The 13,302-nt window shown below is 27.8% G+C and carries 15 protein-coding genes and 1 tRNA gene; 7 read left to right on the plus strand and 9 right to left on the minus strand.

Translation table 11 applies throughout. The features are described from left to right. Genes hisE through PB7211_RS01270 form a run of 3 tightly spaced genes read left to right on the plus strand, consistent with a single transcriptional unit; the run spans position 1 to position 1,135 of the window. Positions 1–273 carry a phosphoribosyl-ATP diphosphatase gene (gene hisE / locus PB7211_RS01260; protein ID WP_008544525.1) on the plus strand — a complete coding sequence of 91 codons (273 nt, stop codon included), beginning with the start codon at positions 1–3 and terminating at the stop codon, positions 271–273. Then, entirely contained in the window at positions 270–635 is a 366-nt protein-coding gene (locus tag PB7211_RS01265; protein WP_008544614.1) for a histidine triad nucleotide-binding protein, read from the plus strand. Before hisE ends, PB7211_RS01265 begins: the two co-directional genes overlap by 4 nt. After that, on the plus strand, positions 632–1,135 hold the full coding sequence (locus PB7211_RS01270) for a GNAT family N-acetyltransferase (RefSeq protein WP_008544718.1): 504 nt from the start codon (positions 632–634) through the stop codon (positions 1,133–1,135). Before PB7211_RS01265 ends, PB7211_RS01270 begins: the two co-directional genes overlap by 4 nt. Here the strand turns inward: PB7211_RS01270 and PB7211_RS01275 are convergent. After that, on the minus strand, positions 1,132–1,677 hold the full coding sequence (locus PB7211_RS01275) for a LolA family protein (protein ID WP_008545182.1): 546 nt from the start codon (positions 1,675–1,677) through the stop codon (positions 1,132–1,134). The two genes, PB7211_RS01270 and PB7211_RS01275, sit on opposite strands and share 4 nt — an antisense overlap. Beyond that, positions 1,677–3,761, minus strand: coding sequence for a DNA translocase FtsK (locus tag PB7211_RS01280; RefSeq protein ID WP_034398737.1), 2,085 nt, complete (start codon positions 3,759–3,761; stop codon positions 1,677–1,679). Before PB7211_RS01280 ends, PB7211_RS01275 begins: the two co-directional genes overlap by 1 nt. Positions 3,762–3,823: 62 nt before the next feature. On the opposite strand from PB7211_RS01280, the gene PB7211_RS01285 reads away from it, so the two are divergent. Further along, complete coding sequence (locus PB7211_RS01285) at positions 3,824–4,900, plus strand: ubiquinone biosynthesis monooxgenase (protein ID WP_008544153.1); 1,077 nt, start codon at positions 3,824–3,826, stop codon at positions 4,898–4,900. A 1-nt stretch (position 4,901) separates the two neighbouring features. On the opposite strand, the gene PB7211_RS01290 is transcribed toward PB7211_RS01285, so the two are convergent. Beyond that, positions 4,902–5,549, minus strand: coding sequence for an LON peptidase substrate-binding domain-containing protein (locus tag PB7211_RS01290; RefSeq protein WP_034398740.1), 648 nt, complete (start codon positions 5,547–5,549; stop codon positions 4,902–4,904). 79 nt (positions 5,550–5,628) lie between these two features. Here PB7211_RS01290 and PB7211_RS01295 point away from each other — a divergent pair. The 3 genes from PB7211_RS01295 to PB7211_RS01305 all read left to right on the plus strand — a co-directional run bounded on the left by PB7211_RS01295 (position 5,629) and on the right by PB7211_RS01305 (position 6,891). After that, positions 5,629–5,703, plus strand: a tRNA-Gly gene (locus PB7211_RS01295). Positions 5,704–5,717: 14 nt separating this feature from the next. Then, positions 5,718–6,554 (plus strand): sulfotransferase domain-containing protein, encoded by an 837-nt coding sequence (locus tag PB7211_RS01300; RefSeq protein ID WP_034398743.1) that lies wholly within the window; start codon positions 5,718–5,720, stop codon positions 6,552–6,554. After that, positions 6,547–6,891, plus strand: a complete 345-nt coding sequence (locus PB7211_RS01305) for a 4a-hydroxytetrahydrobiopterin dehydratase (RefSeq protein WP_008545727.1) — start codon at positions 6,547–6,549, stop codon at positions 6,889–6,891. The genes PB7211_RS01300 and PB7211_RS01305 overlap by 8 nt, the downstream gene beginning before the upstream one ends. Here the strand turns inward: PB7211_RS01305 and purH are convergent. From purH to PB7211_RS01335, 6 genes are all read right to left on the minus strand, one after another. After that, the gene (gene purH / locus PB7211_RS01310; RefSeq protein WP_008544183.1) at positions 6,881–8,416 is read right to left on the minus strand and encodes a bifunctional phosphoribosylaminoimidazolecarboxamide formyltransferase/IMP cyclohydrolase; all 1,536 of its coding nucleotides are present in this window, start codon (positions 8,414–8,416) and stop codon (positions 6,881–6,883) included. The two genes, PB7211_RS01305 and purH, sit on opposite strands and share 11 nt — an antisense overlap. Continuing rightward, positions 8,416–10,044 carry a heparinase II/III family protein gene (locus PB7211_RS01315; RefSeq protein WP_008543998.1) on the minus strand — a complete coding sequence of 543 codons (1,629 nt, stop codon included), beginning with the start codon at positions 10,042–10,044 and terminating at the stop codon, positions 8,416–8,418. The genes purH and PB7211_RS01315 overlap by 1 nt, the downstream gene beginning before the upstream one ends. 4 nt (positions 10,045–10,048) lie before the next feature. Continuing rightward, a complete protein-coding gene (rpe, locus tag PB7211_RS01320) occupies positions 10,049–10,708 on the minus strand; it encodes a ribulose-phosphate 3-epimerase (protein ID WP_008544790.1) in 660 nt (219 codons plus the stop codon). A gap of 28 nt (positions 10,709–10,736) precedes the next feature. After that, positions 10,737–11,093: a hypothetical protein gene (locus PB7211_RS01325; protein ID WP_034398747.1), complete on the minus strand. Its 357-nt coding sequence runs from the start codon at positions 11,091–11,093 to the stop codon at positions 10,737–10,739. A gap of 71 nt (positions 11,094–11,164) precedes the next feature. Then, the gene (locus tag PB7211_RS01330) at positions 11,165–12,979 is read right to left on the minus strand and encodes a sodium:solute symporter family protein (protein ID WP_008544795.1); all 1,815 of its coding nucleotides are present in this window, start codon (positions 12,977–12,979) and stop codon (positions 11,165–11,167) included. Then, positions 12,979–13,239, minus strand: coding sequence for a DUF4212 domain-containing protein (locus PB7211_RS01335; protein WP_034398750.1), 261 nt, complete (start codon positions 13,237–13,239; stop codon positions 12,979–12,981). Before PB7211_RS01335 ends, PB7211_RS01330 begins: the two co-directional genes overlap by 1 nt. Positions 13,240–13,302 lie beyond the last annotated feature (63 nt).

Consider the following 13,302-nt stretch of genomic DNA (forward strand, 5'->3'; position numbering starts at 1 on the left):
ATGCTTAATACATTAGAAAACTTAATTAAACTTGCAAGAGACAGAAAATCTTCTCCTGTTGAAGGTTCTTATACTAATAAGTTGCTTACAGACAAATCGTTAAGTAAGGCAAAAGTTTTAGAAGAAGTTAATGAATTGATCGAAGCAGTAGAGGAAAATTCTAATAAAATACATGAAGCTGCAGATGTATTTTACCATTTACTAATGTATCTGGAAGCTAACGATGTGAAAATTGAAGAAGTAATGCAAGAATTAGAAAATAGAAAAAAATGAGTTACGACGATAATAATATTTTTGCAAAAATTTTACGTGGAGAAATTCCTTGCAATAAAATTTACGAAGATGATTTTGTTTTAGCATTTCATGATATTAATCCTCAAAAGAAAATACATGCATTAGTTATTCCAAAAGGGAAATATATTGATCTTGATGATTTTACTTTAAAAGCCTCATCAGAGGAGATGGTTGGATTGCTAAAGGGCATCAATATAGTGGCAAAAAAGCTAGGTATTTCAACAGAAGTAGGCAAAGGATATAGAGCTTTAGCCAATATAAGCGATCATGGTGGTCAAGAGGTTCCTCATTTACACTTTCATTTGTTTGGTGGTGAAAAAGTTGGAAAAATGGTCGAGTGACAGAAGAAGTTGAAAGAAATTATTTAGAAATACATTCAATCAGAGATCTGAATGAGGTTGTAAAACCTAACAAAGATTGTTCTTTAAATTTATTGGAACCAATTAATTTTCAGTTAAATAAATTTTTTTACAAAAACATAGGAAAGAAACATAAATGGACTGACCGATTGGTATGGACAGAAGCTCAATGGATAGATTATGTTTCAAGTAAAAAAGTAAAAACCTATATCTTGAAATATCAAAATGATCTAGCAGGTTATTTTGAATTAATATTTCATAGTGATGAAAAAGAAGTAGAGATTGCTTATTTTGGATTATTAGAAGAGTTTCAGAACAAAAAACTAGGTTCATATTTGCTATCACAAGCAATTAGAAAATCTTTTGATATTAAAATAAATAGAGTGTGGGTTCATACTTGTTCTTTAGATCATAAAAATGCTTTAAAAAATTATATTGCAAGAGGCATGAAAATTTTTAAATCTGAAACTATATTAATTTAGTTTTGACTAGGAATTTTAAATAAATTTTTTGTAATTTCTTTGTTTGTTTCTATTGAGGAAAGGTAAGTAATATTAGTATTTTGATAAATATCTCTTGTTTTCCATCCGACTAAATTAAATGTTTTGATATCGAAAAATACATCAATTTCATTATCATTTTCTACAATAGTATAGTTTATCAAATTTTTATCTATTATATTTTCTTTTAAAAAATTTATTTTCTTAATTAAAAAATTTTTATCTAATATTAAATTTAATGGTGTCTTCTTAAGAGAATACCTATAAAAACTTGTTTCAGTTTTAATTACCAAAGATTTTCCATTAGAAACTAAAATTTTGTTATTTTTTGAATATTTACAATAAATTTTTTTTGGATATTTAATTGTACAAATTCCATTTTCTATTTTTCCATTAATATTTTGTTCAAATTTAAATTTTAAATTTTCAACATTTTGTAAATTTTCAATGATTTTTTCTTTTATTTCTGCTTTAGAATTTGAAATTAAAACAAAAAAAATTAAAATTAAAATGTACTTAAACATTAAAGTACATCTCTTTTACCGACATGATTTGCTTTACTAACAATTCCATCAGCTTCCATCATGTCAATAATTCTCGCAGCTCTGTTATATCCAATTTGAAGCTTTCTTTGTAGAAACGAGGTAGATGCCTTACCTTCTGATCGAATAATTTCCAATGCTTGCTGATAAAGTTCATCTTTATCACCTTGGCTATGACTATCACCAATTTCTTTCTCATCAGCAAAGTTTAAAATTTCATCCACATAATCAGGTTCTGCTTGAGATCTAAGGGAGGCGTTTATTTTTTCTATTTCATTGTCTGATACGAACGGGGCATGGATTCTTACGATACGATTTGCAGAAGACATATATAACATATCTCCTTTACCAAGTAATTGTTCCGCTCCTTGTTCTCCAAGAATTGTTCTACTATCTATTTTAGATGTAACCTGAAATGAAATTCTTGTTGGAAAATTAGCTTTAATAGTACCAGTAATTACATCAACACTTGGTCTTTGAGTTGCCATTATAATATGTATTCCAGCCGCTCTTGCCATTTGTGATAGTTTTTGAATATAGTTTTCTATTTCTTTTCCAGCAACTAACATTAAGTCTGACATTTCATCAACAACCACTACAATATAGGGCATAGGTAGTTTGTGTTTAGTATTATAACCGTCTATATTTCTGACACTTTCTTTTGTCATTAAACGATACCTACTCTCCATTTCTTTAACTACCCAACCAAGTACAGATGCTGCTTTTTTAGCTTCAGTAATTACCGGACATAACAAATGAGGAATTCCTTCATAAGTAGAAAGTTCAAGCATCTTTGGATCTATTAAAATAAATTTACATTTTTCTGGTGTGTGTCGATAGAGTAGAGATAAAATAATAGTATTAATACAAACAGACTTTCCTGAACCAGTCGTACCAGCAATAAGAAGATGGGGCATAGATGCTAAATCTCCAACTATTGGCTTACCTGAAATACTTTTTCCAAGAGCGATGGGTAATTTAATTTCTCTTTTTTTAAAATCAGGATTATTTAAAATCTCACTTAGATAAACATTTTCTCTAGAGTTATTTGGAAGCTCAATCCCGACTGTATTGCTTCCAGGTATCGTTGCTATTCTTGCTGACTCTGAACTAGTGTTCCTAGCTATATCATCAGACAAATTTATAATTTTAGAAACCTTTACCCCAGCAGCGGGTTCAAATTCGTTTAAAGTAACGACAGGCCCATGACTAACCTTTTTGATATTACCACTAACACCAAAATCCATTAATATTTTTTCTAGAAATTCTGGATCATGAGTTTCGTTTTTACTTGAATTGTCTCTTTCTTTTTTTGAAGGCTCTTTGAGCAAACTTATTCCTGGTAGCTTAAATTTAATCTTATTTTCACTTTTATTTTCAGCTCTAATAAATGGCAGATCTTCTTGGATTAAATTTTTAATTTCATCTTGTGGTATATATTCATTAATTATTTCGCTTTTATCAGTATAGTTTTTAATTTTACTTTTAGTTAAAAAACTTATGATTTTTTTAATATTATTATAAAAAATTATAGGTCTAAAATTTATACTTATTAAAAATAAAAATATGACTAACAAAATTAAAATATAATAAAAAATATTCTCATTAATTTGAATTAATGAATTTAAGAACGTTTGATTAAAGTAATTACCAACAAATCCACCATTACCATTAATATAAAAAGCAAAATCTTTTGAATAAAAAAAAGATAAAAAAAGTGTACCAAAAATAGAATAAAGAATTCCAAAAAAAATATTTTCGATCATTAAAAAAAATTCTTTTTTAATAAATATATTTATGCCAGTAAAAATTAGAGTAAATGATAGTAAATATGCTATTAGCCCTACAGACTGAAAAAATAAATCAGAAACAAAACTACCGTGAAAACCTAACAAATTTTTTATTTCAGTGTTTTCTGGAAAAATAAAGTTAGGATCTTCAGGTGAATAACTTACTAAAGCAACTAACAACAGCACTCCTGAAATGAAAATAATAATCCCAAGAATCTCCGCTAGTCTATTAATAGTGAAATTAATCACTAAATCTGCTGTTTTTTTTATATTCATATAAATGAATCGATTTAATCACTTTGTATCATCTAATTTTTATTGTTAAAATTAAAAATAATATGAGAGTTTGTATACTTGGACATGGTCTTTCAAGCTTAACTTTAGCTAAAGCTTTAGTTAATCAAAATATTTATGTTGAACTTATATGTCAAAAAAAAAATCAAAAAATAAGTCTTTCAAGAACTCTAGGAATTTCAAAAAGTAACATTAATTTTTTCAATAAAAATATCATTAATATCAATAAGCTTCTTTGGAAGTTAAAAAAGATTGAAATATATTCAGATAATTTGAAAAACGAAAAATTATTAAATTTTGAAAAAAATAATGATCAAATTTTTTCCATTATTAAAAATCATGAATTAAATCTAATAATAGAAAAAGATTTACTAAAAAGTAAATATTTTAAAAAAAGATACTTTAAGAATGTTAATTCATTTATTTTAAAAGATTATAATATAATTATTAATTGTAATTATTTTAATAATTTTACAAATAAATATTTTGGTAAAAAAATTATAAAAGAATATGACAGTACTGCTTATACGACTATTATTAGTCATGAGAAAATTTTAAATAATACAGCTATACAAATATTTACTAAAAGAGGACCTATAGCATTTTTACCAATATCAAATAAAGAAACTTCGATTGTATATTCTATCCATAACTCAGTTAAAAAATTAAATGATATAAATGAATTAATTAAACAATATAATTTTAAATATAAAATAAACAAAATTGATAAAATCGAAAATTTTGAATTAAAGTCTCTCAACTTGAGATCTTATTATTACAAAAATATCTTAGCATTTGGTGATTTAATTCATAAAATTCACCCTCTTGCAGGACAAGGTTTTAATATGACAATGAGAGATATAAAGATGCTTTTAAACATAATTAAAAATAAATTAGATCTAGGATTAGAATTGGATAGTTCTGTAAATAAAGAATTTGAAAAAAAAGTAAAATATAAAAATTTTATTTTTTCTAATGGGGTTGATCTAATTCATGAATTTTTTAATTATGAAAGGAAAACTAAAAATTCAGTTTTAAGTAAATCAATTCAAATTTTGGGAAAAAATTCTTCTGCAAATAAAGCGTTCATAAAAATTGCAGATGAAGGAATATTTTTTTAAATTATTGTAAGGTAGTATTATTAAATAAGTCGTATGTATAAGTACTTAAAATTTCAGCTATTTTATTTTTTCTAATATCAAGATTTTTAGCCTCTAATAAAACTTGCTTTTCCTCCAAAGAAAAAGGAGAAGCCATAGCTAAAGCGTTTATGGTCTCATCTAAACTTTGTTTTTCAAGTTCTTTCCAATTAATTATAAAACCCCTTTTTTCAAATAGTAATTTTAAATCCTTAAAAATTAATTCTAAATCTGTAAATTTAAGTTCTTCTTTTTTTACATCTAAATCATTTTCAAATTTTTCAAAAGTTATCTCAAATTCTCGATATTTTTTATCTGTTTTTAATTCATTAATAGTTTCAAACCTAATCAATCCTTTTAGCTCGATTAAATATCGACCATCCTCAGTTTCCTTGAAACTAGTTATTTTTCCTAAGCAACCGATTTTATATACATCTGGTTTTATGTTATCAGAACTAACTGAGCTCATAGGCTGAATCATACCAATTAATTTGTTTGATTTCATGCTATCGTTGATCATATCAATATACCTTGGCTCAAAAATATTTAACGGAACGCTTGTTCTGGGAAATATAATAAAATTACTTAACGGGAAAATAGGTATTTTTTTTGGTAGTTCATTTTTTTTCATAATTTTAAAAAATATATCATATCTATGTTAATTTGTATTGATTGAATAAAAAAAAACGTCTAACAATAGCTTTAAATATGCGGGCATAGCTCAGTGGTAGAGCGTCTCGTTGCCAACGAGAAGGTCGAGGGTTCGACCCCCTTTGCCCGCTCCACTAAATTATAGATTATGATAATATGGATATCCTCATACCCCAAAAGTGGAAATACCTACTTGAGATCATTTTTATCATCTTATTATTATTCTAAAGATGGTAAATTTGATTTTGATCTTTTATTAAACATTAATCAATTTCCAGCATTGAGATACTCTGATAATAAATCTTATACTTATGTTGAAGCGGCAAAAAATTGGATAATCGATCAAAAGAAATTTTTTAATAAAGAAAAAATTTTTTTTTTAAAAACTCATAATTCCTTACAGGAATACTTTGGTTATAGATTTACTAAATCTTCAGAAACCCTAGGAGCAATTTACATTGTAAGAGACCCAAGAAATGTTCTTTCTTCAATGTGCAACCATTATACGATGAATTTTAATGAGATGTACGGTAAAATGATAGATGAAAATGCTTCTTTATCTATAAAAAACCCTGATGGCAATTTAAGTAATTTTTCATTTTTGGGAAGTTGGTCTAATCACTATAAATCATGGAAAAATAATTTTGAATTTAAAACTTTATTTATTAGATATGAAGATCTTGAAGAAGACGTACATAATCAATTTTGGAAAATACTTACATTTATAGAGGAGCTAACTGGTAAAAATGAGCCAATAAATAAAAAAAAATTTGAGAATTCAATTAATTCAACGAATTTTTCTAATCTCAAACAAAAAGAGAAATTGCATGGATTTAAAGAAAGTCCTATATTTAAAAAGGATAATAAAACAAATTTTTTTAATTTAGGTTTTAAAAATAAATGGCAACAAAATTTACCTGAGGAAATTTCAAATAAAATTAAGAATAAATTTTTTAATGAACTTAAAGAGCTAAAATATGAGTAATTTGAAAGATAAGAAGTGTGTTCCGTGTGAAGGAGGCGTTATTCCTTTCGATATATCGGAAATTCACAAATATCAAAAGAAAGTAGATGGGTGGGATGTTTCAAAAGATAATAAGCAAAATTTTTTTTTAAATAAAAGGTTTAATTTTAATAACTTTATAGAAAGTCAAGAATTTATTAATAAAGTAGGAGAAATCTCAGAGAATGAGGGGCATCATCCCGATATATCATTTGGATGGGGATATGCAGAAATTAAAATAACTACTCACGCAATAGAAGGTTTATCTGAAAACGATTTTATTTTAGCTGCAAAAATTGATCAGTTAACTAATGCCTAAAGTGTCTAGTTTTTGAAAAAACTAATATGGTATTGGTTTCATTTGCAAATTTAATAATTTCTTTATCCCTTATAGATCCAGAGGGTTGAATGACTGCAGTTACACCTGATTGTACTAATTTTTCTATACCATCTACAAAAGGGAAAAAAGCATCAGATGCAGCAACCATTTCGTCCTTTATTTTTACAAACTTATTCATTTTATCAATTGCAATTTGACAGCTATCCAATCTACTTGGTTGACCAGAACCAATCCCAGCTGTTGTTTCATTAGTTACTAAAACAATTGCATTTGATTTGACATATCTGCAAATATTAAAAGCAAAAATAAGATTTATCCATTGATTTTGACTCGGCTTTCTTTTGGATACAACTTTAAAATCTTTAATATTAAATCTATTTGCGTCTTCAGATTGAACTAATATTTCATCATTTTTAGATGTAAATTTTAGCTCATCTTTTAATGTATAGTTTGATGCATCTATTAGCCTTATATTTTTTTTTCTTTTAAGAATTTTAATTGCATCAGCATCAAAATCATTTGCAATTACCACTTCAAGAAAAAGCTTACTTAATTCTTTTGCGATAGTCTTATTGACTTTATAATTACAAGATACTATTCCACCGAAAGCACTTACAGGATCACATTTTAAAGCTGAAATATAGCTTTCAAGATGATTTTTTTTGATAGATACCCCACATGGATTTGCATGTTTAACAATTACAGTACCTTTGTTTTTTGGTAATGATTTAGAAATTGTTAATGCCGCAAAAATATCATTATAATTATTGTAGCTTAATTGTTTTCCATGGATTTGTTTAATATTTAGGATGGAGTCTTTCGAATAGACAGCACTTTTTTGGTGAGGATTTTCACCATACCTTGGTATTTCAATTAAGTTTGCGTGAAAAGTTTTTTTTTCAGGAAAAGTTATATTGGATATTTTATTCAAATAATTTGAAATAATTGAGTCATAATAAGCAGTTTCTGTAAACGCAATTCTTGATAATTTTTTTCTAAACTCTAGTGTTGTAGATCCATTATTTTTTTTTAATTCTTCAATTAATTCTTCGTATTGATTTGAAGATGTAACAACTGCTACATCCATATAATTTTTAGCAGCAGATCTGACCATTGTTGGTCCACCAACATCTATATTTTTAATTATTTTATTATGATTTTTGGTACTTTTTAAAGTGTTTTCAAATGGATAAAAATTTACAATAACTAAATCTATATTTTCAAAATTATTATTACTTAAATCTTTTAAGTGATTTTTGTTATTTCTTTTATTTAAAATTCCAGCATGAATTTTAGGATGAAGTGTTTTAACTCTCCCATCTAAAATTTCTGGTGAACCTGTAAATTCAGAAACTTCTAAGCATTTATATTTTAATCTTCTTATTTCTTTATAGGTACCACCAGAACTAATTATTTTTATCTTATTTTTTTTTAAAATATTGAGAAGTGGTTTTAAATTTTTTTTATCCGAAACTGATATTAAAGCTGTTTTAATTTTTTTCATTACAACCGTGTAATCTCCCACTTGATAACCTGCTCTGTTTCATGAGTTATTCCTGATATAAAAATATTATGGTTTTCTTTATATGAATTTTTATTACCGAAATATAATCCATTATCAATATTTATATTAAATTTATCGCAGCTAAATTTCCAACCTTCATTTTCTAATTCAACTAGTATTGACTTATTATCTTGTGTTTTCATCACTTTTGAGTCAGGATTTAAATGAAATCTAATATCAAATTTTACATCTTTATCTTTATTTTTTCTTACTATTTTATCGGTACCGATAAATTTTGTTTGTTCGGGATAAAATTCTATTTCTCTATTATGAATAGAACCAAATTTTTTAAGATAACCATCATGTGAAGCTGAAATTTTCCAATAATTATCTTCAAACACAATATTTTTATTCATAATTTTTAAACCTTGATCAACTAAATAGCCTAGTGATTTTAATTTTTTAAAACTACAGGAAGAATAATCTTCGATTATTAAAGTGTTCTGTAATGCGGTGCTTTTTGAGAGTTTATTAAGTTTATTTTGTTTATTGGAAAAGTAGCCTGAATTACTAATTAATTTTTTACCACTTGATATTATCTCGAATGATAAAGCACCAGATTGATAATCATTTGATTGAGGTCCAATTGGACTTGGTCCTATATCCATTGCTAATATAATTTTTTTATTTTTAAGAATTGCATAACCAGCAGTCTCTTTATTCTCATTTTTAAATGTATAATTAAATCTTTTTAAATATTGATCAAATTCATCGTTGTTAGATATATAATTTCCATTAAATAAAATATCATGTTTGATATTTTGCCATATAGAGGCATAGTTTATACCAAGATAATAAATTGTTTCATCTATGAATTCTGGAATTGTATTTTGTGATTCCTTAAACCATTCTCTAATTAAAATAAAATACTTTAAATAATAAATCAGCTGCTTAATGTTTCTTGATTTTGGAAATCCATTATTATCAATTGAAGTTTTTATAATTTTTCTTAAAAACGATAAACCATTATCAAGGTAAATTTTATTATTTTGGTAAGCTAAACCTGTTAAAATAATTGCTGAGCATCCAATCATTTTATTTTCAAACACCTTTGAATTTTTTATTTCATTTAAAAGGTGGTTTGTTTGTTTTTGAATACTAGAGTCAAATTTTATTTTAAATTCTTTATCATCATCGTCATATGTTAACTCATGATTTGATAACCAGGATATCACTCTTTTTGAAGTAAGATCAAAGTCCCAACTTTTATTATTATATTTATTGTTATTATTTATCCAATTAACAATTAAGGATTGTACAGCTTTTTTTGAAGATTTTAAATCTAAGCTAAAAAACCAAAAAAAATTATTTAATTTCTCATAATCTTTTAAATTAATATTGTTGGTCCAAATAGATTCTAGTGAAAAGTCTTCAATTTTATATTTTTTTTTTTGATATTTAACTATTGATGATAATAGATGCGGACTTGGCTTATAATTGAAAGTATTATTGTAAGTTTTAGAAATTTTTTTGTCATATAAATTAGAATTTTGATAAATTCTATTTATATAATTTTTAAGGTTAAAATAGATTTGAACAAAGCTATCTAAGAATTTTTTGACAATCATTAACTTATTTTAATTTTAATAAATTAATATTCTTTTTTATATCTCCATTATTACTTTTAAATATTGTTGTTCCTGAAACAAGAATATTTGCACCCGCTTCAATTGCATCTTTACAATTGTCAAAATTAATTCCACCATCAATCTCAATATCAAAATCAAGATTATTGTTATTTTGAATTTTTTTAAGTTCTTTAATTTTTTCTAAAACTTCAGGCATAAATTTTTGACCACCAAATCCAGGATTGACACTCATTATTAAAATTAAATCAATTTTATCAAGAAAGCCTTTAATTAAATCAATTTTAGACTCAGGGTTCAAGGAAACACCAACTTTTTTATTTAACTCTCTAATTTTTAAAATTGAAGCTTCTAGATTATCAGTTGCTTCTGGATGAATGGTTATAATATCAGCTCCAGCATCAGCATAAGACTCAATATATTTATGGACTGGAGAAATCATTAAATGGACATCAAACTTGAGATCACATTGTTTTCTTAGAGCTTTAATAACCGGTGGTCCAATTGTAAGATTTGGAACAAAGTGACCATCCATAACATCAACATGGATCATATCAGCACCACCTTCTTCAAGTCTTTTAATTTCAACACCTAATTGACTAAAATCAGCAGATAGTATTGAAGGTGAAATTTGTATTTTTTTCATTGATTAATAAATTTATTATTATCAATTTTTAAAATCTAATTGAATTAAATAATTGATAAATTTGTCTAGAAATTTCACTTTCAAGAGGAAATGACAACATACCCATCACAGAATATCCTAAAACCCAGGGCATAAAGTAAAATCTTATCATATAGAAGAACCAGGCAACGTATAGAGGTACCAATGGTCTGATAATAAAAGATGGAGTAATTGGATTAAATAATTTTATTAAAGGGTTTGTGTATCTGACGAATATTTTCATAAAAAAAAACTCAGAGTCTTCTTTTTGAAAAATATTCATTGCAACTCTTCCTATTAGGGTCCACATAATTATTCCAAGAAAATAATCTATAAAATAAATAATAGGATGAAAATTTGCTGACATTAAGAAATTTATATTGGAATAAATGTCAAATTAAAAGGGGCGAAATTAATCGCCCCTAGAATTAAGATTTATTAGTGTTGTTTACCAAGTATTGATTTACCACTTGGTATACGAACTTCATCAACCATTTTCTGAGTTGCAGCATCTGGTGCAGATGTAATTAAACTTACAACCACCATAGATACTAAACTCACACCAGCTCCGAAGATACCGAATGTTAACTGAGTAAGACCTAAGAATCCACTTCCACCACTTCGCACCCAAACTAGGTACCAAATAGAAGATGCAAGACCTAAAGCCATACCAGCAATAGCACCCTGTCTGTTAGCTCTTTTCCACCATACACCTAGTACAAGTGGGAAGAACAATCCAGACATCGCAAAGTCAAAAGCCCAAATAACTGAACCTAAGATACCTTGGATCTCCATTGCTGCAATAGTTGCTCCAGCAAAACCAATTACAACAAGTAATGCTCTTGCTACAAGTAGTCTTTTTGCAGTCTCTGCTTTTGGATCTATCATTTTGTAATAAACGTCATGAGAGATCGCATTAGCAATTGCTAAGATCAAACCATCAGCAGTTGACATGGCAGCAGCCATACCTCCAGCAGCAACCAGACCCGAGATTACATATGGTAATCCAGCTATTTCTGGAGTCGCTAACACAACTGCTTTACCGCCCATAAAGAACTCATTTAATTCAAGAGTTCCATTGCCGTTAAAGTCACTGATGAACATCAAGTTTGCTTGATTCCAATTTTGGAACCAGTCTATTGATTGAACTTCAGCAAATGATTTACCAATAATACCAGTAGATAATGTTGGATCAATCAGTGATAGTTTAGATAGAGTTGCTAACATCGGCGCAGAAGAATACAGAAGGAAGATAAAGAATAATGACCAACCTACTGATTTTCTAGCTGCTTTTACACTTGGGGTAGTAAAGTATCTCATCATAACGTGAGGCAATGAAGCTGTTCCCATCATCATCGCTAATGCTAATGAAATAAATGCCCAAGGTGTAGCGTTTACTGCAGAGTGCGCTTTAGTTATTCCAGCTAACCCTTTAGGTACTGTTGCAAGATCAGCAGCAGAGTTTTTAACAAACCCAAACTGTTGTTCTAACTCGCCAATTCTAGCCACTTCATCAGCTAACATAAAGTGAGGGAAGAAACCTGCACCCATTTTGTTACTGATCCAGAATACTGGAAGTAAGTAAGCTATGATTAGTACGATATATTGTGCAACCTGTGTCCAAGTTACCGCTCTCATACCACCCAACATTGAACAAAGTAAAATACTTATTAGTCCAACATATACAGCGTATTTAAAGTCGATATCTAGGGCAACAGATGCAATAGTACCTGTAGCGTTAATTTGTGCAGTCACGTAAGTGAATGAAGCAACTGTTAAAACTACTACAGCAAGTAATCTTGCTAAATTACCACCGTATCTTGTACCAATAAAATCTGGAACTGTGTAACAGCCAAATTTTCTTAAGTATGGTGCTAATAAAGTTGCAACTAATATATAACCACCAGTCCAACCAACAAGTAGAGCCATATAACCATAACCCTTAAAGTAAATTCCACCTGCCATTGCAACGAATGATGCACCAGACATCCAGTCTGCTGCTGTTGCCATACCATTAAATACTGTTGGAACTTGCCTTCCAGCTACGTAATAAGCATCTGCTTGTGCCGTTCTTGATAGATAACCGATTAATGCATAGATGAATATTGTGAAAGCTACAAAAGCGATACCTATTGCTTTAGCAGTCATACCCATCTGCTCACCAATTGCCATTAAGATTATAAAACCTATAAATCCACCGGTATAGATTCCATAAACCTTAGGCAAATTGTCTATAAATTTACCTTTAATCATTAATCATCTCCTCTCTCAGTAAAGCCGAACTCTTCATCGATCTTTTCTTGTCTATTTGCAAACCAGAAAATTAGAATTACAAATATTCCAAGAGAACCCTGACATGTAAACCAGTATGTCCATGGGTAACCGAAAGGTCCAGTGACCTCATTCATTTCAGCTCCGAAAAGGAAGATGCCCATTGAGAAAACAGCCCAGATAATCAGTGTTATAAATAACAATGACCTGGATTTTTCCCAGTGTTTTTGTGCGTTTGACATTTAAACCTCTCTTTTTAGTTATAACTAATCAAAACCATAACCATTATGAAGCTTTTGGGAAGT

Origin of the sequence: Candidatus Pelagibacter sp. HTCC7211 (assembly GCF_000155895.1) — a bacterium.
In the GTDB taxonomy this organism is placed as follows: domain Bacteria; phylum Pseudomonadota; class Alphaproteobacteria; order Pelagibacterales; family Pelagibacteraceae; genus Pelagibacter.

Excerpts from the sequence above, each read along its gene's own strand:
- PB7211_RS01290 (WP_034398740.1), bottom strand. The coding sequence starts at position 5,549 with ATGAAAAAAAATGAACTACCAAAAAAAATACCTATTTTCCCGTTAAGT.
- PB7211_RS01265 (WP_008544614.1), top strand. The coding sequence starts at position 270 with ATGAGTTACGACGATAATAATATTTTTGCAAAAATTTTACGTGGAGAA.
- PB7211_RS01330 (WP_008544795.1), bottom strand. The coding sequence starts at position 12,979 with ATGATTAAAGGTAAATTTATAGACAATTTGCCTAAGGTTTATGGAATC.
- PB7211_RS01275 (WP_008545182.1), bottom strand. The coding sequence starts at position 1,677 with ATGTTTAAGTACATTTTAATTTTAATTTTTTTTGTTTTAATTTCAAAT.
- PB7211_RS01305 (WP_008545727.1), top strand. The coding sequence starts at position 6,547 with ATGAGTAATTTGAAAGATAAGAAGTGTGTTCCGTGTGAAGGAGGCGTT.
- purH (WP_008544183.1), bottom strand. The coding sequence starts at position 8,416 with ATGAAAAAAATTAAAACAGCTTTAATATCAGTTTCGGATAAAAAAAAT.
- PB7211_RS01285 (WP_008544153.1), top strand. The coding sequence starts at position 3,824 with ATGAGAGTTTGTATACTTGGACATGGTCTTTCAAGCTTAACTTTAGCT.
- PB7211_RS01300 (WP_034398743.1), top strand. The coding sequence starts at position 5,718 with ATGATAATATGGATATCCTCATACCCCAAAAGTGGAAATACCTACTTG.
- PB7211_RS01280 (WP_034398737.1), bottom strand. The coding sequence starts at position 3,761 with ATGAATATAAAAAAAACAGCAGATTTAGTGATTAATTTCACTATTAAT.
- hisE (WP_008544525.1), top strand. The coding sequence starts at position 1 with ATGCTTAATACATTAGAAAACTTAATTAAACTTGCAAGAGACAGAAAA.
- PB7211_RS01325 (WP_034398747.1), bottom strand. The coding sequence starts at position 11,093 with ATGTCAGCAAATTTTCATCCTATTATTTATTTTATAGATTATTTTCTT.
- rpe (WP_008544790.1), bottom strand. The coding sequence starts at position 10,708 with ATGAAAAAAATACAAATTTCACCTTCAATACTATCTGCTGATTTTAGT.
- PB7211_RS01335 (WP_034398750.1), bottom strand. The coding sequence starts at position 13,239 with ATGTCAAACGCACAAAAACACTGGGAAAAATCCAGGTCATTGTTATTT.
- PB7211_RS01315 (WP_008543998.1), bottom strand. The coding sequence starts at position 10,044 with ATGATTGTCAAAAAATTCTTAGATAGCTTTGTTCAAATCTATTTTAAC.